Genomic DNA, 23506 nt, shown 5'->3' with positions numbered 1-23506 from the left:
GATCAGCCCCGCATCGCCTTGCCCTCGGGGTCATAAGGCGACGGCGCGATCACCCGCGCGGGACGCTCGACCCCGACCACGTGCACCGACAGTTCGGTTCCCGGCTGTGCCTTGTCCCGGTCCACCAGCGCCATCGCCAGCGACTTGCCGATATAGTGGCCATACCCGCCCGAGGTCACGAAACCCACGCGCTGGTCGCCCGCCCAGACCGGCTCGTACCCGCTGGCATCCGCATCCAGCGCGTCCACCTCGAGCGTCACCTGAACCTGCGCCGGGCCGTTGCCCTCACGCTCGGCCAGAGCTGCGTCCTTACCGACGAAATCCTTGTCCCAGTCAATCCAGCGGTCCAAGCCGGTCATGCCGGGTGTGTAGGCCTGGGTGAACTCGGCCGACCAGATGCCAAAGCTCTTCTCAAGCCGCGTGGACAGCATCGCGTTGAAGCCGCATTCGCGGATGCCTTCGCTGGCTCCGGCCTCAAGCAGCGCGCGGCGCAGGGCGATGTGGTCGCCACAGCGGCAGTTGATCTCATAGCCCTTTTCGCCGGTGACCGACATGCGGGCGACGCGGGCGCGCACGAGGCCGATGTCGTAGTCACCGCAGCCCATGAATTTCAGGGTTGAGATATCCTGCTCGGCCAGTTTCTCGACCACCGCCTGCGATTTCGGGCCAACCACGGCAAAGCCGCAATATTCCTCGCCCAGGTCGCGCACGGTGACCCCATCGATCATATGATCGTCGAACCAGCGCATGTGCCAGGCCCGCAGGTAATAGCTGCCCATGATCCACCAAGTGCCGTCGCCCCAGTTCAGAACCGTCAGGTCGCCCTTGAGCCGCCCGTTCTCGCCCAGCATCGGCGCCAGTTTCGCGCGGCCCGGTCCCGGCAGGTTCGAGGCCATCACCTTGTTAAGCCAGATTTCCGCATTCGGCCCCGAAACCTCGAACCGTGAAAACCCGGTGATGTCCATCAGGCCTACGCCTTCGCGGATGGTGCGGCATTCCTCGGCCACGATGTCGAAGGCATTCGAGCGTTTGAGCGTCGGCGTTTCCTCGAACCCCTTGGGCGCGAAATAAAGCGGCACCTCGAGATCCCAGCTGACCCCCCATTTGCAACCCGCCTCGGTCATTGCGTCATGGGCCGGCGACATCTTCAACGGGCGTCCGGCGGGCAGTTGCTCGTTCGGATAGGTCATCACGAAGCGTCGGGAATAGAATTGGCCGGTGGTTTCGCGGATGTAGCGCTTGTTCTGGGCAAAGTCGCCATAGCGCGCCACATCCATCGGCCAGGCGTCAGCCTCGGGCTCGCCATGGATCATCCATTCGGCCAGCGTCTTGCCGACACCGCCGCCCTGCAGGAACCCGGCCATCACCGCGCAGGCAGTCCAATAGCCGCGCTTGCCCGGCACCGGACCGACCAGAGGGTTGCCGTCCGGCGAGAAGGTGAAGGCGCCGTTCACCCATGTCTTGATGCCCACATTCTGGATCGCCGGGTAGCGCTGAAAGCCTAGCATCAGTTCGTTCTCGATGCGGTCCAGCTGCTCCTGGAACAGCTCCTCGCCATAGTTCCATGGCGCGCCGTCCATGGCCCAGTGCTCGTGATCGACCTCGTAGATGCCAACCAGAACGCCCTTCTGGTCCTGCCGCATGTAGGTGAAGCCCTCTAGATCCACGGTCATCGGCATCTCGAAATCGGCCGCAGCGACCTCGGGCACCGTGTCGGTGATCAGATAGTGGTGTTTCAGCGGAGAGACCGGCAGCTCGACCCCGGCCATGCGCCCCACCTGCTTTGCCCACAGGCCGGCAGCGTTGACCACATGTTCGCAGGTGATCGTGCCCCGGTCGGTCACCACCTGCCAGCCATCGGCGGTTTGGATCAATTCCTCAACCTTGGTTTCCTCATAGTATTCTGCCCCGCGCTTTTTGGCTGCGGTAGCATAGGCCTGAACGGTGCCCGTGGTATCAATATAGCCTTCGCGGTCGGCCCACATCGCGCCCAGAATGCCGTCGGTGGACATGATCGGGCAGCGTTTCTGCGCCTCTTCCGGGCTCAGCAATTCGCAATCGTCTATGCCGATGGACTGGAAGATGCGGTAATTCGCCTGCAACCACTCCCACCGTTCGGGGGTTCCGGCCAACGTCAGACCACCGGTCATGTGCAGGCCGATATTCTGACCCGATTCCTTCTCGATCTCGCTCAGAAGGTCGATCGTATAGGCCTGCAGCGCCGCCATGTTCGGATCGGCGTTCAGCGCGTGGATGCCCCCCGCGGCATGCCATGACGACCCCGACGCCAGACGCCGTCGTTCCAGCATGACCACATCCGACCAACCGAACTTGGCCAGATGATACAGAACCGAGGCGCCGACGACGCCACCCCCGATGACCACAACGCGATACTGCGATTTCATCCCGACCTCCCCTGGACGATTCCCAAAGGACGCTAGGGGCACTGTTCACTTCTGTCTAGACATTTCTGTACAGTGCTGTCAGGCACTGGCGCTGGGCCGCGCCTGCACGCTGTCGAACCAGGCTCGGGTTGCCGTGTTGCCCTCTGGGATGCGCATCTTGATGACACGGGCGAAATCCACGAAAACGAAGGTCGAGATATCGGCCAGCGAGAACGCCTCGCCCGCGATGAAGGGGCTGTCTTGCAAGCGTTCTTCGAGCAGGTCGAAGAACGCCCCGACGCGCGCGATGCCGCGTTCGGCCAGTTCAGGGATCTGCGCGTGGTTCTGCGGGCCGGGAATGGCGCGGTCCTTGAAGGCCGGATGCGTGTTGCGCAGCGCGTCGGCGATGGGCGCCCCGCCCTGTTGTTCGACGATCGCGTTCCACATCAGCACCAGCCCTTTCTCGTCCGGTGTCCGCCCCATCAAAGGGGGCTCGGGGAAGCGCGCCTCGAGATAGGCGGCGATACCGAGGTTCTCGGTCAGAACGGCGCCCTCGTCGGTAACCAGCACCGGAATGGTGGCGCGGGGGTTCATCTTGCGAAACGCCTCGCTCAGTTGCTCGCCCTTGGCGATCGAGATGTCGCGGGTTTCGATCTGCAGCCCTTTTTCGGCGATGAACATGCGGGCGCGGCGCGGGTTCGGAGCGGTAGAGCAATCGTAAAACAGCATGGGCGGTCCTTTGCGTGAACGTCACGCGAAGGTTAGACCGCCCGCCGTGCCGGGATCGAGTCCCTGCGCAAAATGACCCTGCGGAACGCTGCTCAGCGCCGGTAGATGAAGCAGCGACCCGGAACCGCGCCTTCGGGGAGGGGCTGTTCCGCCAGCGTTTCGAAATACATCCGGTCGCTCGAGACCATCAAACCGCCTTCGGCCAGTAGTGGTTCTATCAGCGGCGACACGAAGCGGGCGAAGGCATCGTTCTTTTCCCTGTTGTGGCCGCCCAGATCGGCGTGAATCAGGCTGGCGGTTGCGCCGAACCGATCCAGCGCGGCGGGCAGCGTCTCGCGCACGTCGCCCAAGATCAGACGATCTTCGGACGGGGTTGAATCCGGGTGCGAGGCCACCGCGCGCTCGAACACATAGACCGGACGATCCTGGATGCGCTGGATCATGTGATGATAGGTCCGCCCGTTGCCCAGCCCCAGTTCGAACACCGGACCGGCCATGCCGGACGTCTGGGCGATGGCGGCATCCAGGCAGGCCCGCTGCGAAACCATGCGGTCGATGAACAGGTCCAAGCGGCTTTGTTGATGTGGCACGATCTGATCTCTCCGTGATACCTTTGCAGGCCCGTTGGCGCGGACCGGTCGGGCCTTGGATGACAAAAACTCAAGGCTTTGTGTAGGGACAATGCACCAAGGGACGCGAGTCCGCGACGTTTTCCCCCAAGAAGGTGTTTGACTAGTTGCCCCCGGGCGCGCGAAACTGCGTCCAAAAAACAGGGAGTTGATCAAATCCATGCCCACCGGCGGCCAAACGGGCGGAACCTCCGCATGACGGCCTTGCTGTCTGTCCGAGACCTAAGCATTGGTTTCGGGGACGGAGACTCCGTCGTCAAAGATGTGAGCTTCGATGTCGAGGCCGGACAAACGCTGGCTTTGGTCGGAGAGTCCGGGTCGGGCAAGACCATATCATGCCGGGCGGTGCTGCGTATCCTGCCCCGCGCGGCGCAGATACGGAAGGGCACGATCACCTTCGGCACCGGGCAGGATCAGCTTGATCTTGCCACGCTCGGCGAGCGCAGGATGCGCGACATCCGGGGGAACCGGATCTCGATGATCTTTCAAGAGCCGATGCGGTCGCTGTCGCCGCTGCACAAGATCGGCAACCAGGTCAGCGAAGTCTTGTGGCTGCATCGCGGGGCCTCGGAATCCGAGGCCCGCAAGGAAGTGCTGAAACAGTTCGAACGTGTCGGCTTTCCCGATCCCGTGCGGGCCTATGACTCGTATCCTTTTGAAATGTCGGGCGGGATGCGACAGCGGGCGATGATTGCCATGGCCATGGTGGCCAAGCCCGACCTGCTGATCGCCGACGAGCCCACCACCGCGCTGGACGTGACGACGCAGGCGCAGGTTTTGGGGCTGATCAAGGACCTGCAGCAGGAAACCGGGATGGCGCTGATCCTTGTGACGCATGACCTGGGCGTGGTGGCCAACATGGCCGAACAGGTGGTCGTGATGCACAAGGGCCGCGTGATGGAGGCGGGTCCCGCCGCGCTGATCCTGAGCGAACCGGCGCATCCCTACACGCAGCAATTGTTCGAGGCCGCGCCGGAAATCCCAGACGAGGACGCCGTGGGCATCCCCATGCCGGACGAGGATCTGATCCTCGAGATGAAGGGCGTTTCCAAGACCTACACGATGCGGGCGGGCCGCGGGTGGAAGGCCGACAAGCTGATCCACGCCTGTCGTGGCATCGACCTGAAGCTGGCAAGGGGCAAAACGCTGGCCGTGGTCGGCGAAAGCGGGTCGGGCAAGACCACAGCCGCGCGCATCGCGTTGGGCGCAGAACTGCCAGATCCCGGCGGCGAGGTTCTGTTTCGCGCTACGCCGCAGGACGATCCGATCCAGGTGCATCAGATGACGCGCGCCGAACGTACCGTGTTCCAGCGCAAAGCGCAGATGGTGTTTCAGGACCCTTACAGCTCGCTCAGCCCGCGGATGCGCATTCAAGACGCGATGACCGAACCGCTCGAGATTCACGGGATCGGCACCTCGGCGGAGCAACGCGAAAAGGCGGCCGAGATGCTCAAGCGCGTCGGGCTGAACGCCGACATGTTGAAACGCTATCCGCATGCCTTTTCCGGTGGCCAGCGCCAGCGACTGTCGATTGCCCGCGCGATGATGTTGGACCCCACGCTGATCATCTGCGACGAACCGACCTCGGCGCTGGATGTTTCGGTGCAGGAACAGATCCTGACACTACTTGAGGAACTGCAGGACAGCCTGAACCTGTCCTATTTCTTCATCTCGCACGACCTAGCAGTGGTGGCCCGAATCGCGGACGAGGTCGCCGTGATGCGGCAGGGGCTGGTGGTCGAACAGGCCCCGCCCGAGACGCTGTTCTACAATCCCCGCCACCCCTACACAAAGGCGCTGATCGCGGCCCAGCCCGAGCCCGACATCAACCGCCCTATCGACCTGAAGCTCGTCGCCCTAGGCGCCGGATCACCGGACAGTTGGGATGACGCCTTTCGTTTCTCGGACACCGTGATACCTTCACTGGTAGAGATGGAGCCCGGCCATAAGGTACGTTGCCATGTTTAAGACCCCTCGATTACTGACGCTGGCCACCGTTCTGGCCTCTGCCTTCGGGCTTGCCGCACAGGCGGACACCCCGCCCGATCTGCAGGAAAGCACATTCTGGAAAACCGAGGTCGATGCCGGGAACCTGCCACCGATACAGGACCGTATCCCGCAAGAGCCGCTGATCGTGGATCTGGAGGCCAAGGGCCGCGCCTTTGGCAAACAGGGGGGCACCCTGCGCACCATGGTCACCCGGTCCAAGGACATCCGCCAGATGGTCGTCTATGGCTATGCGCGGCTGGTGGGCTATGATGCCGATTACAACCTGGTTCCCGACCTGTTGGCCAGCTACGAGAACGAGGATAACCGCAAGTTCACGCTGCATCTGCGCAAAGGCCACAAATGGTCCAACGGCGAGCCCTTCACGTCGGAAGATTTCCGGTACTGGTGGGAGGACGTCGCCAACAACGAATTGCTCAGCCCCTCGGGCCCACCCGATTTCCTGCGGATCGAGGGCAAGTTTCCCAAGGTCTCGTTTCCCGATGAAACGACCGTGATCTATGAATGGGAAGATCCCAACCCGAACTTCCTTCAGTCGCTGGCGCAGGCGCGCCCGCCCTTCATCTATCGGCCGGCCGAATTCCTAAAACGCTATCACGAGAAATACGCCGACAAGGAAGAGCTTGCATTCCAGGTTGACGATGCCCGCGTCAAAAGCTGGGCCGCGCTGCACAACAAGCTGGACAACCTCTACAAGTACGACAACCACGAACTGCCGACTCTTCAGCCTTGGTTGAATGCCAGCTCGGGCAAGAAGATCCGGCACAATTTCGTACGCAATCCCTACTATCACCGCATCGACGCCAAGGGCGTGCAACTGCCCTATATCGACGTGGTCGAGATGGAGATCGTCGCGCCCGGCCTGGTCGCCGCCAAGGCCAATGCCGGCGAGACCGATCTGCAGGGCCGCGGGCTTGACTTCCGCGATGCCTCGATCCTGAAAAAGGGCGAGGCGCAGGGCAACTACAAGACCTTGCTGTGGAAGACCGGTGTCGCCTCGCAGATCGCGATATATCCCAATCTGAACTATGAAGACGAGGTCTGGCGCAATGTGCTGCGCGATGTGCGCGTCCGCCGGGCGCTGTCGCTGGCGATCGACCGGCAGACCATCAATCAGGCCCTGTATTTCAAACTGGCGCATCCGGCGGCCATGTCGGTCCTGCCGGCCTCGCCCTTCTACAGTGAGGAGAACGCGCAGGCCTGGGCGCAGTTCGATGTCGACCAGGCCAATGCCCTGCTGGACGAAGCCGGCTTGGACAAGCGGGACAGGAACGGCATCCGTCTGCTGCCCGACGGCCGCTCGATGGAGTTGGTGATCGAAACCGCCGGCGAAAGGCAAGAAGTCGAGAACGCGCTGCAGATCGTCACCGACACCTGGCGCGAGATTGGCGTCAAGCTGGTGATGCGCCCGCTTGACCGGGACATTCTGCGCAACCGGGTGTTTGCCGGAAACACGATGGCCTCGGTCTGGTACGGATGGGACAACGGGATCCCGCAGGTCTATACTTCGCCGCTGTACGTGGCGCCCACCGACCAGGTGTTCCTGTCCTGGCCGAAATGGGGTCAGCACTATCAAACCGGCGGCGGTTCCGGCGAGCCGCCCGATCTGCCCGAGGCGCAGCGCCTTCTGGAACTGGCCCATGACTGGCAGGTCGCCACCGACGACGACCAGCGCCGCGCGGCTTGGGAAGCCATGCTCAAAATCCACGCCGAACAGGTCTATGCCATCGGCATCCTGAACGGAGCGCCGCAACCGATCGTGTTATCCAACCGCCTGCGCAACGTGCCGGAACAAGCCATGTGGGCATGGGAACCCGGCGCACATTTCGGAGTGCACCGGCCCGACGAATTCTTCTTGGCGGACTGACGAGGGCTGACCGATGATCATGCTCCGCTATGCGGTGTATCGCTTTTTCACGATGCTGCTGACGCTTCTGGTGGTGTCGGTGATGATCTTCGTGATCATCAACCTGCCGCCCGGCGACTATCTCAGCAACCAGATCGCGGAATTGCAGGCCTCGGGGCAGTCGGCGGGCGTGGCCAAGGCCGAGTTCCTGCGCAAGGAATATGCGCTGGACCGGCCGATGTGGCAACAATACCTGATTTGGATGGGGTTTATCCCCGGCCCCCACGGGTTCGAGGGGCTGCTGCAGGGCAACTATGGCTGGTCTTTCGAATTCGACCGCCCCGTGGCCGAGATCGTGGGCGACACGCTGTGGCTGACGGTCGTGGTCAACCTGGCGGCCATCCTGTTCGTCTATGCCGTGGCCCTGCCGTTGGGCGTGATGGCGGCGGCCAAATCCCGGACCTGGGTCGATTACACGACCGCTTTCGTGGGCTATCTGGGGCTGGCCACACCCAACTTTCTGCTGGCGCTGATCCTGTTCTACTACGGCCACCGCTATTTCAACCTGCCCATCGGCGGGTTGATGGACCCGATCTACGAAGGCCAGCCGATGAGCTGGGACAAGATGAAGTCGATCCTGGTGCATCTGATCGTACCCACCTTCGTGATCGGTACCTCGGGCGCCTCGGCGATGATGCAGCGCCTGCGTGCCAACATGCTGGACGAACTGGGCAAGCCCTATGTCGAAACCGCCATCGCCAAGGGGATGGCGCCGTCGCGGATGCTGACGAAATACCCGCTGCGCGTGGCATTCAACCCCTTCGTGGCCGATATCGGCAACCTGCTGCCCTCGATGGTGTCGGGCTCGGTTCTGGTGTCGGTGGTGCTGGGTTTGCAGACCATCGGCCCCACTCTGCTGACGGCGCTTAAAACACAGGATCAGTTCCTGTCGGCCTTCATCCTGATGTTCGTGGCCCTGCTGACCCTGATCGGCACCATGATTTCCGACATCCTGCTGGTCATGCTTGACCCGCGCATCCGCTACGAGGGGCGTGAGGCATGAGTAGACTTCCCGATGGCCGCTATGTCGATGACGCCCCGTTCGACCCGCAGGCCGCCCTGCAGGAGCTGGAGCGCAAGGACCTAGACGCTCCCAACTGGGTGCTGGTCTGGCGCAAGTTCAAGACACACAGGCTGGGCCTGATCTCGGGCATCTTCCTGCTGTTGTGCTATCTGATGCTGCCCTTTGCCGGGTTCATTGCGCCCTACGGGCCGAATGACCGCAACGGAGAGCACCTGTACGCCCCGCCTCAATCGGTGAACTGGTTTCACGACGGAGAGTTCATCGGGCCCTTCGTCTATCCGACCGTGGCCGAGGCCGATCTTGAGACCTTCCAGTGGAAATTCGTGACCGACACGGACGACCCGCGCAAGATCCGGTTCTTCTGCGAGGGTTCGGAATACAAACTGGCTGGGTTGATCCCTTCCAACACGCACCTGTTCTGCCCGCCCGAGGGCACGACCCTGTTCCTGTGGGGGTCCGACCGGCTGGGCCGCGACGTGTTCAGCCGCATCCTCTACGGCGCGCAGCTGTCGCTGACGGTGGGCCTGATCGGCATTTCGGTCTCGTTCTTCCTGGGTATCCTGTTCGGATCACTAGCCGGCTATTTCGGCGGGCGGATCGACTGGGTCATCAACCGCGTGATCGAGATCCTGCGGTCGCTGCCCGAACTGCCCCTGTGGCTGGCGCTGTCGGCGGCAGTGCCATCGAACTGGTCACCGGTGGCTGTGTTCTTCATCATCTCGATCATCCTCGGCATCCTCGACTGGCCCGGCCTGGCCCGTTCCGTGCGTGCCAAATTCCTGTCGCTGCGCGAAGAGGAATATGTCCGCGCTGCCGAGATGATGGGCGCCAGTTCCGGCCGGGTGATCCGCAAGCATCTGCTGCCCAACTTCATGTCGCATCTGATTGCCTCGGCCACGCTGTCGATACCGGCCATGATCCTGGGGGAAACGGCGCTCAGCTTCCTGGGCCTCGGCCTGCGGGCACCGGCGGTCAGCTGGGGCGTGATGCTGAACGACGCGCAGAACCTCGCCTCGATCGAGATCTACCCTTGGACCGCCATCCCGATGCTGCCGATCATCGTGGTGGTGTTGGCTTTCAATTTCCTGGGTGACGGGCTGCGCGACAGTCTGGACCCCTATCAGCAATGAGCCTGCTGGCGGCGCTTCCGCCGGCCGGAGCCTATCGGGTCAGCGGGTCCGGTGCGCTGCCAAGCGCCTTTGCCGTCTCGGACCTGGCCACCGCCAGTTTCGCCGCCGTCGGGTTCGAACTTGCCCGGTTCATGCAGGCGGCCAACCTTGCCGCAGCGACGCCGGCCGTGTCGGTCGATCGTCGTCTGGCGTCCCTCTGGTTCGGGTATTCCTTAAAGCCCGACGGGTGGGAAATGCCGAACCTCTGGGATCCGATCGCCGGCGACTATCAGGCTGCCGACGGCTGGATCCGGTTGCACACCAACCTGCCCCACCATCGGGCGGCCGCGCTCAGGGTGCTGGACACCCCGGCCGACCGCACTGCGGTGACGCAGGCCATCCGCAACTGGTCGATCTCGGATCTGGAGACCCGGATCGTGGCCGAAGGCGGCGTTGCGGCAGCCATGCGCAGCCGCACCGAGTGGCTCGACCACCCGCAAGGCCGCGCCGTCGCCCGCGACCCCTTGATCGGCTGGCACGGTCCGCGCCGGATCACGCTGCGCGACCGGCCCCGGGCAACCGCTGCCCGCCCCTTGTCGGGGCTGCGGGTGCTGGACCTGACCCGCGTTCTGGCCGGGCCAGTCTCGACCCGGACACTGGCGGGTTTCGGGGCGCAGGTGTTGCGAATCGACCCTCCGGACTGGGACGAGCCCGGGGTGATCCCCGACATTTCACTGGGCAAGCGCTGTGCCTATCTGGATTTGAAATCGCCGGCAGGAATGGACCGACTGCAGGAGCTGTTGGCCCAAGCCGATGTGTTCGTGCACGGCTATCGCCCAGGGGCGCTGGACGCACTGGGCCTCGACAAGGCCAAACGCGACGAGATTGCACCCAACCGCATCGAGGTCACGCTGGACGCCTATGGCTGGCAGGGGCCTTGGGCGGCTCGGCGCGGATTCGACAGCTTGGTACAGATGAGCGCAGGCATCGCCGATGCCGGCCGTCTGTGGGCCAAGGCCGAAAAGCCGACCCCGCTGCCGGTTCAGGCTTTGGACCACGCGACCGGCTACCTGATGGCCGCCGCCGTCCTCTCGGCCCTGACCGAGGCCACCTTGGGCCGTTCCGTCATGGATGCCCGGCTGTCGCTGGCCCGCACGGCCGAGCTTCTGGCCAGCCTCGCCAAGACCGAGACCACCGAAGACATCACCAAGCCGACCCCTGCGGACTATGCCCACGACACCGAGCAATCGGGGTGGGGGCCGGGTCATCGTCTGAAGCCCGCACTGAACGTCGGGCCGGCCGGCATGCACTGGCCCCTGCACGCGTCCCGGCTGGGCACCTCCTCCCCCGTGTGGGAGCCGTCCTGACCCCACGCGCCACCGCCGCTCGGTCAGCGGTCATCGCCGCCCGGCCCGATATCGTCCAGATAGTCTTCGTCGATCGCGGCCTGAACCGCACCGGTCACCGCCTCGCGCTGCTGCGGCGTCAGGTCGCCGGCCTCCTTGCCGTCGGCCAGTCGCACAGTCACTTCACGGTGGGCGAACTGGATGCCTTCGCGCGCAAACAGTTCCCTGATCTCCTGATAGACCCGCTTGCGCACCAGCCATTGATCGCCCGGCTTGGTCATAAACTTGACCCGGATGATCATCGCGGAATCCTGCATCTCGATCACGCCCTGCGATTTGAGAGGCTGGATGAAATTGTCGCCGATCACCGGATCGCTCAGCAATTCCTGCCCCAGCTTCTTGATCAGCTTGCGCACCTTTTCGACATCGGTGTCATAGGTCACCCGCAGAGGAAGCTTCATGATGACCCAGTCGCGGGAATAGTTGGTCAGCACCTTGATCTCGCCGAAGGGTATGGTGTTCAGCGCCCCCAGATGGTGGCGCAGCTGCATCGACCGGACCGAGATCTTTTCGACCGTCCCCTTCACGTCGCCGATATCGACATATTCGCCCTTGCGGAACGCATCGTCCAACAGAAAGAACGCGCCCGAAAAGATATCCCGCACCAGCGTCTGCGCCCCAAAGCCCACCGCCAGGCCGACGACACCGGCGCCGGCAAACAGCGGGCTGACATTGATGCCAACCTCCATCAGGGCGATCAACCCGATCGAGACCACCACGATGGCCAGAATGGCGCCGCGGAACAGCGGAAGCAGTGTTGCCAACCGGCTCTGGCTGGCTTCGCCGCCCTCGTCGCCCAATTCGGCCTGACCGCCACCATCCTCGACTTCTTCGGCGATTTTCATATCGATCCAGATCCGGAAGAAATGGAACAGGATATACCCGATGAACAGGATCACCATCACGTCCAGCGCGCGCCCGACGGGCAGATCCTCGCTCCAACTGGCTTCGGGATTCCAGATGACCACCAGCGCATAGATGCCGACCACGAAGGCCAGAATGCCGGCCACCCGCCGGGCCAGATCCTCGTAGGTGACCATCGTGTGGCGCCGCTGCTCGGCCTCGGGCGTTTCCGAAGTCTCGCGCGCCTCGTAATCCGTGTCTGCCTCGGCGTTTATCGCCTCGATCTGGCGATTGCGGTCGAAATACCGTTCCAGAACATAGTTCATGGCTCCGTAGGCGATGACCACGGACATGAAGATCAGATAGCTGCTGGCCACGATCGGAATCGAATCCTCGGTTTCGAGAACCAGATCCACCGCCAACTTGAACCAACTAAACACCAGGTAGACGATCAGCACCGGCGCCCATCCGAAGGATACGAAGCGCAGCAGCCACGACACCTGATCCGGCCTGCGCCCGCCCCGGATTGCGTTCGAGATCGCCCGCGCGTTGAACAGGATCATCAGGATGTTTCCGACCAGCCCGATCAGGGTCAGGCTGCCATATACCATGGCATAAACGTTGTAGTTGAGGCCAAAATCCGCCACCCAGGTCGAAAACAGAACCGCGGTGATGTCGTAAGTCGCCAGCGCTGAGGCCCAGATGTAAAGCCGCTTGGCGTCCCGGTCCGAAAACGGCGGCAGGCGATATTGACTGAGATAGGGTGACAGCACCATGCGCCACAGGTCCGAAACCGTACGCGACAGGAAAAAGGCCGTGAAGATGGCGGTCACCGTGAACTGGATCGAGACGTCCTCAGACTGGCCGAAGAACAGATAGCCCACCAACAGCGCCATCAGCATGGCAAAGACGGTGGCCCCGATTCCCATCAGGAACCGGAACACGAGGAATGGCATCTTTTCTCGATACCCTTGCGGGTTTTCCTTGATCCGGGCGACGACCCACCGTCGGGCAAAACGCTTGCCGTACAGCTCGATCGACAGCCACCGACCCAGCAGCAGGAACAGGATGTTCCAGCCCAGAACCTCGAGATAGGTCATGATCCGACCATCGGGGCTGGTCTGTTCCAGAATGTATCGCACCTCGAAGATCGAATAGGGCAACGCCTCGAACCGCGAACGGACGGCCTCGCTGAATTTGGCAACGCGCTCCTGCGCCTTCATCAACTGCGAGCTTTCCGACATCGGATCATGCGGCGCGTCCTCAGCCAGAGCGGTGGACCCGGCACCCGAGGGCACCACATTTCCGGCACTGTCGATCACGATGACGCTGGCCCCTGCCTCGGTTGCCGCGCGTATGGCGGCGGCAATATCCGAGTCGCTGCTCGTCCCGACCTGGTCGTCCGACCCCGTCGGATACCCCGGAATCAGCGAGGTCTGGGCCGGCGCCTGCATCGCACCTGCGACCATCATCGCCCAACACAGGCACATCACGCGGACAAGAATTGTCAGATTCATAAAGCTTGGCACCCAATTTCATATCGGCTGTCCGCCAGCCTACAGGCGCGCGCGGCCCTGTTCAAACCGTCCGGCCGGGATTTCCCGACAACGTGTAGTGGCGTGTTTTTTTCCAACATTCCTGACGGCCGGCATATTTTCAAATGCCTGATTTCCGAGTAACACATCCGAGACCGGCCATCCCGCGCCAGCAAACCCGTTTCGGGTCCACGTCGGCAAATGCCCTAGGGCTGTTGCCGAATCGCAATGCCTGACGCATTTGCGGCGCTGAAACAGCGCCTTTGGCAAGCGGACCCGGAAAAGATACGCTATCAGGTGCGAACGCGCGGAAAATGCACCGAGACCAATGAAACGGGCGAAGGCATGGGCCTAGGCACAAAAGACCAAATCACCGGCCGCGCGCCGCGCATCCTGTTCTACAGCCACGACACGTTCGGTCTGGGCCACCTCAGACGATCACGCGCGCTGGCGTCCGCGATCACGCAGGCCAACGCGCAGGCCTCGGCGCTGATCCTGACCGGATCCCCGGTCGCCGGTCGGTTCACCTTTCCACGACGCGTCGACCATGTGCGCCTGCCCGGCGTGACCAAACGCGCGGATGGCTCCTATGCGGCGCAGACCATCGGCATGGGGATCGACGAAGTGACCGAATTGCGGTCAGGCCTGATCCAGACCGCCGTACGCCAGTTCGCCCCCGATGTTCTGATCGTCGACAAAGAGCCCACTGGGTTCCGTGGCGAACTGCTGCCGACGCTCGAGCAGTTGCACGAAACGGGCCATGCCAAGCTGGTTCTGGGCCTGCGCGACGTGCTCGATGAACCCGAAGTTCTGGCCGCCGAATGGGCCCGCAAGGATGCGGTTACCGCCACCGAAAAATTCTACCACGAAATCTGGGTCTATGGTCTGCGTTCGGTCTATGACCCGACCCGGGGCCTGCCTCTCAGCCCCGCGACCCAGGCCCGCATTCACTGGACCGGCTATCTGCGCCGCGACCTGGGCCCGGTCGGCACTCCGCCGGAACAGCCGTACATCCTGATCACGCCCGGCGGCGGCGGGGATGGCAAGGCCATGGTCAACCTTGTGCTGTCGGCCTACGAGCAGGACCCGGACCTGTCGCCGCGCGCCGTTCTGGTCTATGGCCCCTTCCTGTCGGGCGAATTGCGCGACGAGTTCGAAGCCCGTGTCGCGGCCCTGAACGGGCGGGTGACCGCGGTGGGGTTCGAATCGCAGATCGAGACCCTGTTCGCGGGTGCGGCGGGAGTTGTGTGCATGGGCGGCTACAACACCTTCTGCGAGGTGTTGTCGTTTGACAAACGTGCCGTGATCGTGCCGCGCACCACGCCGCGACTGGAACAATGGATCCGCGCCTCGCGCGCCGAAGACCTGGGCCTCGTCCGCATGCTGGACGAAACCCGCGATGGGTTGACGCCACAGGCGATGATTGCTGCCATCCGCAACCTGCCGAACCAGCCACTGCCGTCGCAGGCGATCCGCGCCGGCCTGCTGGACGGGCTCGACTATGTTACCGGCCGCGTCGATGCCCTGCTGTCGCAGGAACGGGAGCGCGCCACCGGATGAGCAGAACCGCGCCTAGGCTGGCGGTGTTGGTCAAGGGCTGGCCACGCCTGTCCGAGACGTTCATCGCCCAGGAACTGGTTGCCCTGCAAGAGGCGGGCCACGACTTCGACATCTGGTCGCTGCGCCACCCGACAGACACCAAGCGCCACCCGCTGCACGACCGGTTCGCCGGCACGGTCCATTACCTGCCGGAATACCTGTTTGAAGAACCCGAACGGGTCTGGGCGGGGCGCCGGGCCGCGCAAGCCTTGCCGGGATACGACCGCGCCTATCGGCAGTGGCGGCAGGATCTGCGGCGCGACCCCACGCACAACCGCATCCGCCGGTTCGGTCAGGCCTGCGTTCTGGCCGCCGAACTGCCCGCCGAAACCCGCGCACTGTATGCGCATTTCATGCATACGCCGTCCTCGGTCGCGCGCTATGCCGCGATTATGCGGGGTCTGCCGTGGAGCTTTTCGGCCCATGCCAAAGACATCTGGACCTCGCCCGACTGGGAAAAGCGCGAAAAGCTGCAGGCCGGCACCCATGGCGCGGCCTTCGGCGCCACCTGCACTGCGGTCGGCGCGCGCCACCTGCGCGAGCTGGCCGACGATCCGGCCCGGGTCGAGCTGATCTATCACGGGCTGGACCTGTCCAGATTCCCGCACGCGCCAGACCGCCCATTGCGAAAGGTCGGCGCGCCGTTCCGCATGCTCTCGGTGGGCCGGCTGGTCGAAAAGAAAGGCTTTGACCGTCTGTTGAAGGCGCTGGCGCTTTTGCCCGCGCAGCTCGACTGGCACTGGACCCATATCGGCGGCGGTGCCTTGTCGGACGGCCTGCGAGACCTGGCCACAACCCTGGGTCTGTCGGGCCGCATCACCTGGCGGGGTGCCTGCCACCAGCCCGAGGTGATCGCGGCCATGCGCGCAGCCGACCTGTTCGTTCTGCCCAGCCGCATCGCGGCGGATGGCGACCGGGATGGTTTGCCCAATGTGTTGATGGAGGCCGCTTCTCAGAAGCTGCCGATCCTGTCCACGCCGGTTTCGGCCATCCCCGAATTCATCGAAAATGGGGTGCACGGGGTTCTGTCCGCCGACAAGCCTGACGCACTGGCGGGTGCGATCTCGGCCCTGGCGGCAGAACCCGCGAAAGCCGCGGCTATGGCCGACGCGGCCCATGACCGGTTAATTTCCGAATTCCGCATGGAACCCGGCATCGCACGGTTGTCGGCCCGGCTGCGGGCCTTGTGCGCGGATCAGGGGTGATGACGCGGGTGGCCTTCTACGCGCCGATGAAAGCGCCGGACAGTCCGATACCGTCGGGCGACCGGCAGATGGCTCGTAACCTGATGGCCGCAATCGGGGCCAATGGAACCCCGGTCGATCTGGTCTCGCGCCTGCGCATCTATGACAAGACGGGGGACGCATCGGTCCAGGCCGCGCTGCGTCGGGCCGCCCGGTCCGAGGCCGAACGGCTGATCGCCGACCTTCCCGGCGATACCGGGCTTTGGGTAACCTACCACAACTATTACAAGGCGCCCGATCTGCTGGGGCCGGTTGTGGCCAAGGCCCGCGGCCTTCCTTACGTGCAACTTGAAAGCACCCGCGCCCTGTCGCGCCTGACCGGGCCATGGGCCGGGTTCGCCCGCGCTGCCCATGACGCGTGCGATGCGGCCCGGGTGATCTTCTATCACACGGCGAATGACCTTATCACGCTGAAGCGGGAACGGTATGGCGATCAGGCGCTGATCGAGCTGCCGCCGTTCCTGCCGCGTACGGATCTGCCGCCCCGGTCGCGCTGCGACGGACCGATGCTGGCCGTGGGCATGATGCGGCCCGGCGACAAACTGGCGTCGTATACGATCCTGGCCGAGACGCTGGCCCTGCTGCAAGGGGACTGGTCGCTGGACATCGCCGGCGACGGCCCGGCCCGGGCGCAGGTTCAGGCTCTGATGGCCCCTTTCGGCGCGCGGGTGCGCTTTCTTGGGCAATTGGACGCCCCCGCGATGCAGGATGCCTATACGCGCGCCGCGCTCTTGGTCTGGCCGGGCGTGAACGAGGCCTATGGCATGACCTATCTCGAGGCGCAGGCCGCCGGAGTGCCGGTGGTGGCGCAGGATCGCCCCGGAGTGCGGGACGTGCTGGCGCCCTCGTGCTATCCCAAGCCGGAGGAAGGGCCGCAGGCGCTGGCCGCCCGTATCGACAACTTTCTGGCCGATACCGACCTGCGACGAACCGAAGGCGGGAAGGCCCGCATTCATATCGCCGAACGCCACCTGATGCCTGCGGCCTCGGACCAGTTCTGGGCTGGCGTCGCACCCCTGCTGGAGGACCGCACATGACACGTCTGGCCCTGCTGCGACACGGTCATACCACCTGGAACCGCGCCGGACGCATTCAGGGCCGCAGCGACATTCCTCTGGACGACGAAGCCCGCGCCCAGTTGTCCGGCCTGCGCCTGCCGCCCCCTTGGAACGAGGCGGAGTTGTGGTCCAGCCCGCTGAGCCGCGCGACCGAAACGGCACAATTGGTCACCGGGCGCGCGCCGCGCACCGATCCGGCCCTGACCGAGATGGACTGGGGCGACTGGGAAGGAAAGCGCGGGCGGGACCTGATCGCCGACCCCGACAGCGGCTACCGCCATATTGAGGATTGGGGCTGGGATTACCGCCCCCTCGGCGGCGAAAGCCCGGCTGAGCTCTGGGCCCGGCTCGAGCCCTGGCTGGCCGGTCTGCAAACCGATGCGGTCGCCGTTTGCCATATCGGGATCATGCGCGTCATTCTGGCCCGGGCCTGGGGGTGGGGGTTTGCCGGCCCTGCGCCATTCCGTATCAAACGCAACCGCCTGTATGTTGTCGATCTGGACCGGATGCAGCCCGAACCCGAACCGGTCAGCCTGACCCCGCGCGAGGACATGTCATGAAGGTCATGATCGCCGTCACCCATCTGTTGGGAACCGGGCATCTCAGCCGGGCCCTGACGCTGGGGCGGGCTTTTGCCCAGGCCGAGCACGCGGTCACGGTCGTCTCGGGCGGGATACCCGCGCCGCAACTGGATCGTGCCGGCCTGAGCCTCGTTCAACTGCCGCCGCTGCGCTCGGACGGCACCGATTTCACGCGGTTGCTGACCGAAAGCGGCCAGCCCGCTGACCCCGACTATCTGGCGAAACGGTCCGCAATGCTAGCGGACGCGGTGCAAACCGGTCAGCCCGACATTCTGATTACCGAGTTGTTCCCCTTCGGCCGCCGCAGCCTGAGCGCCGAGTTTCTTGCCCTGCTGTCGGCGGCAAAGGACCTACCGGCGCGACCGGTTGTGCTGAGTTCGATCCGCGACATCCTGGCACCCCCTTCCAAGCCCGCGAAGGCCGAACGGGCCGACGAGATCGTGGCCGAATTCTTCGACGGCGTGCTGGTGCATTCCGACCCACAAGTCACACCCCTTAGCGTCAGCTGGCCGGTGTCTGAGCGGTTGGAAAGCCGCCTGCACTACACCGGTTTCGTCGCACCGCCGGCGCCGCTGCCCCATTGCGACGGCATCGGGACAGGCGAGGTTCTGGTGAGCGCTGGCGGCGGTTCGGTGGGGCAGCCGATCTTTCGCGCGGCCATCGAGGCCGCCCGAAAGATGCCAGACAGCCGCTGGCGGCTGCTGGTCGGCGGCGGCGACGCCCAAACCCGCATGGATGAACTGCGCACACTGGCCCAAGGCTGGCCGATCACGATCGAGCCGGTCCGCCCGGATTTTCGCAACATGCTGCCTCTGGCGGGGGCGTCCGTCAGCATGTGCGGGTACAACACCGCAATGGACCTGTTGCAAGCGGGTACACCGGGCGTCCTGATCCCGTTTGATGACGGCAAGGAGGTGGAGCAGACCCTGCGAGCCCTTAGCCTCGCCCATTTGCCGGCGATGCGCGTTTTGTCCTCGGCGGAGCTGACCGGAGACGCTTTGGCCCGTTCGGTCGCAGCAGTCATGGAACAGGGCCCCCGCATTCCGGCCACGCAAGGCTTTGACGGTGCGCATCGGACGGTCGAAATCGCCCTGCAGCTGCGGGGGGCGCGCGGATGACCTGGGACTGGACCCCGTTGGCGGACGAACTGCGTACCTGGTCCCAGGCCGGGCAGACATTGCCGCTGTGGTGGCGCGATGATGATGCCGTGGCGGCGACGCCGCAACTCGAACGCCTGGCGGACCTGTCGCGGCGGCTGGGCCTGCCGGTTCATCTGGCCGTCATTCCGCAGGCGGCCCAGCCGGATCTTGCCACCCTGATCGCCCGGACGCCCGAGCTGATTCCGGTGGTTCATGGCTGGGCCCACCACAACCACGCGCCCGCCGGTGAGAAGAAGGCCGAATTCCGCCTGCATCGGCCACTTGAGGCCATCAAGGACGATGCCCGCCGCGGCCTTGCGCAATTGCGCGACCATTTCCGGGACCGGCTGCGCCCGATGTTCGTGCCGCCCTGGAACCGGATCGCGCCAGAATTCGCCGCGACGCTGCCCGAACTGGGCTATCGGTTCCTGTCGACGGCAACGCCGCGCACTCAAAGGCTGGCGGCGCCGGGGCTTGAGCAGGTGAATACCCATCTGGACCCGATTGATTGGCGTGGCACGCGCGGGCTAGCCGACCCCGATGGGCTGATCGCCCAAACCACGGCGTTGCTGCGCGACCGCCGGCTGGGCCGCGCGGACCCCCAGGAGCCTTTTGGCGTGTTGACCCACCATCTGGTCCATGATCAACAGATCTGGGATTTCACCGAAGCACTGCTGACGCACCTGCTGCAGGGTCCGGTCCGCATCTGGACAGTACCCGCGCACTGAACGACCAAGGGAGACCCCGATGAGCCGACTGGATTCCATGCTGCGCCGTCTGACCGCCCAGCGCGACGGGCTGAACTGGGCTGCGGCGCAGATCGCGGGCCTGGACGGCGACGTGCTGGACATGGGTCTGGGAAACGGCCGCACCTATGATCATCTGCGCGAAATCCTGCCCCAAAGGCGCATCTGGGTGATGGACCGGGTGCTGCAATGCCACCCCGACAGCACACCCCCCGCCGAGGATTTCCTGCAGGGCGAGGCCGAGCCGATGCTGGCCAGACTGGCCGATCGCGGCCCGTGCGTGGCGCTGGCGCATTACGATTTCGGACGCGGCATCAAGCACGAAGACGTGGCCGAAGCCGCCCGGCTCAGCCCGTTGATCGCCCGGGTCATGGTACCCGGCGGCTTCCTGATCTCGGGTCAGCCGCTGGTGGGGTTCGAACAGATACGCGGCCCCGACAGCATCGCGCCCGACCGCTATCTTTTCTATCGCGCCTGATCAAGCCACGCGGCGCCCGCGTGACCACACCGCGCGTAGGGCCGGCACCGCGTCCCGCATCCGGAACCGGATCAGATCGCCGCGCATTCCGGCTTCAATCGCGCCCCGATCCATCAGTCCGGCGGCCCGCGCCGGGGCCAAGGTCACGGTCTTCAATCCGCGCGCCATGTCCCCCCACATTCGGCCCAGTTGTACGGCAGACAACAGCAAGGCCGAAGGCACATAGTCGGACGACAGGATGTCCAGGTATCCGTGTCGGGCCAGGTCGCGCGCCGCCACGTTGCCGGAATGCGATCCGCCTCGGATCACGTTGGGCGCCCCCATCATCACTTGTATGCCGAGGTCATGGCAGGCCCGGGCGGCCTCGACGGTGGTGGGAAACTCGGCCAGGCGAATGCCGTGACCCGCCGACACCCGCACCTGCTCGGGCGTGGTGTCGTCATGGCTGGCCAGAACCGCCCCAAACCGACGCGCGGCCCGCACGGCTTCGTGTTCGTGCCGGTCTCCGTTGCGGTCCCGCAAGGCCTTCAATTGGGCAACATGTTGCAGAAACATGTCGTCGTTCATCGCGTATTTGCCCTTCAGATAGGCCTCTAACTTGGACAGGTCGCGGAACTGGCGCTGCCCCGGCGTGTGATCCATCAGCGAAACGATGCCGACCCGGTCCTCGGGGCCGAAGTCGGCCAACTCCTCGATCAGGGTTTCCGAGCAGAGCTCGGCCCGCAAATGCAGGAAGTGGCTGATCTTCAGCGCGTCCTGCGCCCGCAAGTCCCACAGTTCGCGCGAGAGCCCGCGCGCGTAGGGCAGATACCGCCGCGCACCCGACGGGATCGACCCGACCCGCATCGCATCGAACACCGTGGTGATGCCGGTACCGGCCAGTTCCGCGTCATGCGCGATGATCGCGGCGGCGTGGGGCCAGTCGACGCCCGGCCGCGGCTGGATGTGACGCTCGAGATTGTCGGTGTGCAGTTCGACCAGACCGGGGCCGACGAAATCTCCCTCGCAATCGATCGCACCCCTTGGAACCCGAGGGCCGGGATCGACCGCGGCGATGGTTCCGCCGGCGACCCGGACACAGCCGCGTACGATCTCGTCGGGCAGAACCAGTGCGGCATTGGCAAGGATCAGTTCATCTGTCATCGGAATTTCACACGGTTTGTTCTAACAAGAGGCCACGCAACAGGAGGCCAAGGTGACATACAGGCGCTACGCGATCTATTTCGTTCCCCCCCACAGCGCGGATTGGGCCGCATTCGCAACGGCCTGGCTGGGCTGGGACGCCGAGACCGGGACCGAGGTTGGGCATCCTGCGGTCGATGGCCTCGATATTGCCAGCATCACCGAGGTTCCGCGCAAATACGGCCTGCACGCGACGTTGAAGCCGCCCTTTCGCCTGCGCGCCGGGCAGACACTGCCTGCACTCGAGGCGGCCTGTGCGCGCCTCGCGGCGGTACAGAGCGCGCTGACACTGGACGGGTTGGAAATCGCCCGGCTGGGCCGGTTCCTGGCCCTGCGCCCCTTGGGTGATACCGACGCGCTGAACGCGCTGGCCGCGGCCTGCGTCCGCGAGCTGGACGGGTTTCGGGCACCCTTGACCGATGCGGATCTGGCCCGCCGGCGCGCGGCCCGCCTGACGCCCGCGCAAGAGGCCAACCTGGCGGCCTGGGGTTATCCTTACGTGCTGGACGCCTTTCGATTTCACATCACCCTGTCGGGCAAGCTGGACAAAGACACCCTCGGCCGAACCCAGGCGGTTCTGGAGTATCACCTTGCCCCCTTGTTGCCTGCCCCGTTCCACATTGCGGATCTGGCGCTGGTCGGCGAGGCCGAGGACGGGCGGTTTCACGTGATCCATCGCTATGCCCTTTCGCCCTGAAGCTGCCGCAGGATCTGATCGACGGTCCGCGCGAGCGGGCCAGAATTGTCCACGGTGATTACCCGCCGCAAACCGTTCGGCAGCGGGGTCTTGGCCCGCCCCAACCGATTGGCCTGCGCGGACGTGCTTTCCCGCCCGCGATCTCTGAGCCGTCGCGCCAGAACCTCGGGGGAGGCAGTCAACGAGACGACAACCAGATCTCCGAACACTTCCTGCGCCGGCAGCAGGACCGAACGGGACAGGTTGACCAGAATGCCACGGGCCGCGCGCCGCTGGTCCAGGATCGAGGCCGGGATTCCGTAGAGCAACCCATGCGCGGGCCAGTGCAGCGCAAAGGCACCATTGGACGCCAGCAGATGGAACTGCGCCTCGGTCACGCGTTCGAAATCCTCGCCTTGTTCGCCCATGGGTCGGGTGATCACCCGCCGAACGCGGCAATATCCCGGTTCTCGGTCCAGAAGCGCCTGGATCACGCTGTCCTTGCCCACGCCAGACGGCCCCACCACGGCAATGACCGGTGCCAGACTCATATCAACCGCTCCGGCGCGAAGTCCGAAACATCCACCGCCCTGTCACAGACCCGATCGCGCGCCTCGGCGTCGTGGAATATGCCCACAATGGCGGCCCCGCGCGCCTTGGCCTCGTCGATCAGCGACAACACGGTTTCGCGATTCTCAGCATCCAGGCTGGCGGTCGGCTCGTCCAGCAGCAGCGCCGGATAGTCATGCACGAAGCCACGGGCGATGTTCACGCGCTGTTGCTCGCCACCCGAAAAGGTCGTCGGGCTCAGCCCCCAAAGGTGTTCCGGGATGTTGAGCCGGCGCAGCAGTGCGCTGGCCCTGCCGCGTGCGGCCTGCCGGTCCACGCCCAGAGCCAGCAACGGCTCGGCCACGACGTCCAGCGTCGGCACCCGCGGCACCACGCGCAGAAACTGACTGACATAGCCCAGAGTTTCGCGGCGCAGTTGCAAGATCTCGCGCGGTTGGGCCCGTGCGACGTCCAGGCCACCCACCCGCACCTGACCCGAGGCCGCCAGGTAATTACCGTAGATCACCCGCATCAGCGTGGACTTCCCGGCCCCGCTGGCCCCGGTCAGGGCCACGCATTCTCCGGCCCCGACCCGCAGCGACGCGCCAGCCATCACCGGGATCACGGCGTCGCCCTGATTGTGGAGGACGAAACTCTTGCTCACATCTGTCAGTTCGATCAT

General features: G+C 64.6%; 20 protein-coding genes. 13 read left to right on the top strand and 7 right to left on the bottom strand.

The features are described 5' to 3' along the window. Positions 1-2: 2 nt before the first annotated feature. From AC2FME_RS09835 to AC2FME_RS09825, 3 genes are all read right to left on the bottom strand, one after another. A complete protein-coding gene (locus tag AC2FME_RS09835) occupies positions 3-2405 on the bottom strand; it encodes a GcvT family protein (RefSeq protein ID WP_496800333.1) in 2403 nt (800 codons plus the stop codon). A gap of 78 nt (positions 2406-2483) precedes the next feature. After that, on the bottom strand, positions 2484-3113 hold the full coding sequence (locus tag AC2FME_RS09830) for a glutathione S-transferase family protein (protein ID WP_496800332.1): 630 nt from the start codon (positions 3111-3113) through the stop codon (positions 2484-2486). Positions 3114-3205: 92 nt separating this feature from the next. Next, positions 3206-3703 carry a class I SAM-dependent methyltransferase gene (locus AC2FME_RS09825; RefSeq protein WP_496686866.1) on the bottom strand — a complete coding sequence of 166 codons (498 nt, stop codon included), beginning with the start codon at positions 3701-3703 and terminating at the stop codon, positions 3206-3208. A 234-nt stretch (positions 3704-3937) separates the two neighbouring features. Between AC2FME_RS09825 and AC2FME_RS09820 the strand changes: the two genes are divergently transcribed. Genes AC2FME_RS09820 through AC2FME_RS09800 form a run of 5 tightly spaced genes read left to right on the top strand, consistent with a single transcriptional unit; the run spans position 3938 to position 11155 of the window. Further along, positions 3938-5710: an ABC transporter ATP-binding protein gene (locus AC2FME_RS09820; RefSeq protein WP_496742368.1), complete on the top strand. Its 1773-nt coding sequence runs from the start codon at positions 3938-3940 to the stop codon at positions 5708-5710. Beyond that, positions 5703-7616 (top strand): ABC transporter substrate-binding protein, encoded by a 1914-nt coding sequence (locus tag AC2FME_RS09815; RefSeq protein ID WP_496711835.1) that lies wholly within the window; start codon positions 5703-5705, stop codon positions 7614-7616. The genes AC2FME_RS09820 and AC2FME_RS09815 overlap by 8 nt, the downstream gene beginning before the upstream one ends. A gap of 13 nt (positions 7617-7629) precedes the next feature. Continuing rightward, positions 7630-8658: an ABC transporter permease gene (locus AC2FME_RS09810; RefSeq protein WP_496678962.1), complete on the top strand. Its 1029-nt coding sequence runs from the start codon at positions 7630-7632 to the stop codon at positions 8656-8658. Next, a complete protein-coding gene (locus AC2FME_RS09805) occupies positions 8655-9809 on the top strand; it encodes an ABC transporter permease (protein WP_496678964.1) in 1155 nt (384 codons plus the stop codon). The genes AC2FME_RS09810 and AC2FME_RS09805 overlap by 4 nt, the downstream gene beginning before the upstream one ends. Further along, on the top strand, positions 9806-11155 hold the full coding sequence (locus AC2FME_RS09800; RefSeq protein ID WP_496800331.1) for a CoA transferase: 1350 nt from the start codon (positions 9806-9808) through the stop codon (positions 11153-11155). Before AC2FME_RS09805 ends, AC2FME_RS09800 begins: the two co-directional genes overlap by 4 nt. 23 nt (positions 11156-11178) lie before the next feature. Here the strand turns inward: AC2FME_RS09800 and AC2FME_RS09795 are convergent, their stop codons facing one another. Next, a complete protein-coding gene (locus tag AC2FME_RS09795) occupies positions 11179-13554 on the bottom strand; it encodes a mechanosensitive ion channel domain-containing protein (protein WP_496800330.1) in 2376 nt (791 codons plus the stop codon). Between the two features lie 363 nt (positions 13555-13917). Between AC2FME_RS09795 and AC2FME_RS09790 the strand changes: the two genes are divergently transcribed. Genes AC2FME_RS09790 through AC2FME_RS09760 form a run of 7 tightly spaced genes read left to right on the top strand, consistent with a single transcriptional unit; the run spans position 13918 to position 20417 of the window. Then, positions 13918-15132, top strand: a complete 1215-nt coding sequence (locus tag AC2FME_RS09790) for a glycosyltransferase family protein (RefSeq protein WP_496686956.1) — start codon at positions 13918-13920, stop codon at positions 15130-15132. Continuing rightward, on the top strand, positions 15129-16376 hold the full coding sequence (locus tag AC2FME_RS09785; protein ID WP_496800329.1) for a glycosyltransferase: 1248 nt from the start codon (positions 15129-15131) through the stop codon (positions 16374-16376). Before AC2FME_RS09790 ends, AC2FME_RS09785 begins: the two co-directional genes overlap by 4 nt. After that, positions 16376-17452, top strand: a complete 1077-nt coding sequence (locus AC2FME_RS09780; RefSeq protein ID WP_496800328.1) for a glycosyltransferase family 4 protein — start codon at positions 16376-16378, stop codon at positions 17450-17452. The genes AC2FME_RS09785 and AC2FME_RS09780 overlap by 1 nt, the downstream gene beginning before the upstream one ends. Further along, complete coding sequence (locus AC2FME_RS09775) at positions 17449-18033, top strand: histidine phosphatase family protein (protein WP_496800327.1); 585 nt, start codon at positions 17449-17451, stop codon at positions 18031-18033. Before AC2FME_RS09780 ends, AC2FME_RS09775 begins: the two co-directional genes overlap by 4 nt. Continuing rightward, entirely contained in the window at positions 18030-19172 is a 1143-nt protein-coding gene (locus tag AC2FME_RS09770; protein WP_496800326.1) for a glycosyltransferase family protein, read from the top strand. Before AC2FME_RS09775 ends, AC2FME_RS09770 begins: the two co-directional genes overlap by 4 nt. Next, positions 19169-19921, top strand: coding sequence for a polysaccharide deacetylase family protein (locus AC2FME_RS09765; protein ID WP_496800325.1), 753 nt, complete (start codon positions 19169-19171; stop codon positions 19919-19921). The genes AC2FME_RS09770 and AC2FME_RS09765 overlap by 4 nt, the downstream gene beginning before the upstream one ends. A gap of 19 nt (positions 19922-19940) precedes the next feature. After that, entirely contained in the window at positions 19941-20417 is a 477-nt protein-coding gene (locus tag AC2FME_RS09760) for a class I SAM-dependent methyltransferase (RefSeq protein ID WP_496686850.1), read from the top strand. Here the strand turns inward: AC2FME_RS09760 and AC2FME_RS09755 are convergent, their stop codons facing one another. Continuing rightward, positions 20418-21560, bottom strand: coding sequence for an alpha-D-ribose 1-methylphosphonate 5-triphosphate diphosphatase (locus AC2FME_RS09755; RefSeq protein ID WP_496800324.1), 1143 nt, complete (start codon positions 21558-21560; stop codon positions 20418-20420). A 52-nt stretch (positions 21561-21612) separates the two neighbouring features. Here AC2FME_RS09755 and AC2FME_RS09750 point away from each other — a divergent pair, with 52 nt between their 5' ends. Beyond that, complete coding sequence (locus AC2FME_RS09750) at positions 21613-22296, top strand: DUF1045 domain-containing protein (protein ID WP_496800323.1); 684 nt, start codon at positions 21613-21615, stop codon at positions 22294-22296. Here the strand turns inward: AC2FME_RS09750 and AC2FME_RS09745 are convergent. Further along, positions 22278-22826, bottom strand: coding sequence for a ribose 1,5-bisphosphate phosphokinase PhnN (locus AC2FME_RS09745; RefSeq protein ID WP_496800322.1), 549 nt, complete (start codon positions 22824-22826; stop codon positions 22278-22280). The two genes, AC2FME_RS09750 and AC2FME_RS09745, sit on opposite strands and share 19 nt — an antisense overlap. After that, complete coding sequence (gene phnL, locus AC2FME_RS09740) at positions 22823-23506, bottom strand: phosphonate C-P lyase system protein PhnL (protein WP_496800321.1); 684 nt, start codon at positions 23504-23506, stop codon at positions 22823-22825. Before phnL ends, AC2FME_RS09745 begins: the two co-directional genes overlap by 4 nt.

This window comes from Ruegeria sp. BHSC026 (assembly GCF_059613065.1).
This window is presented reverse-complemented; position numbering and strand designations above follow the sequence as displayed.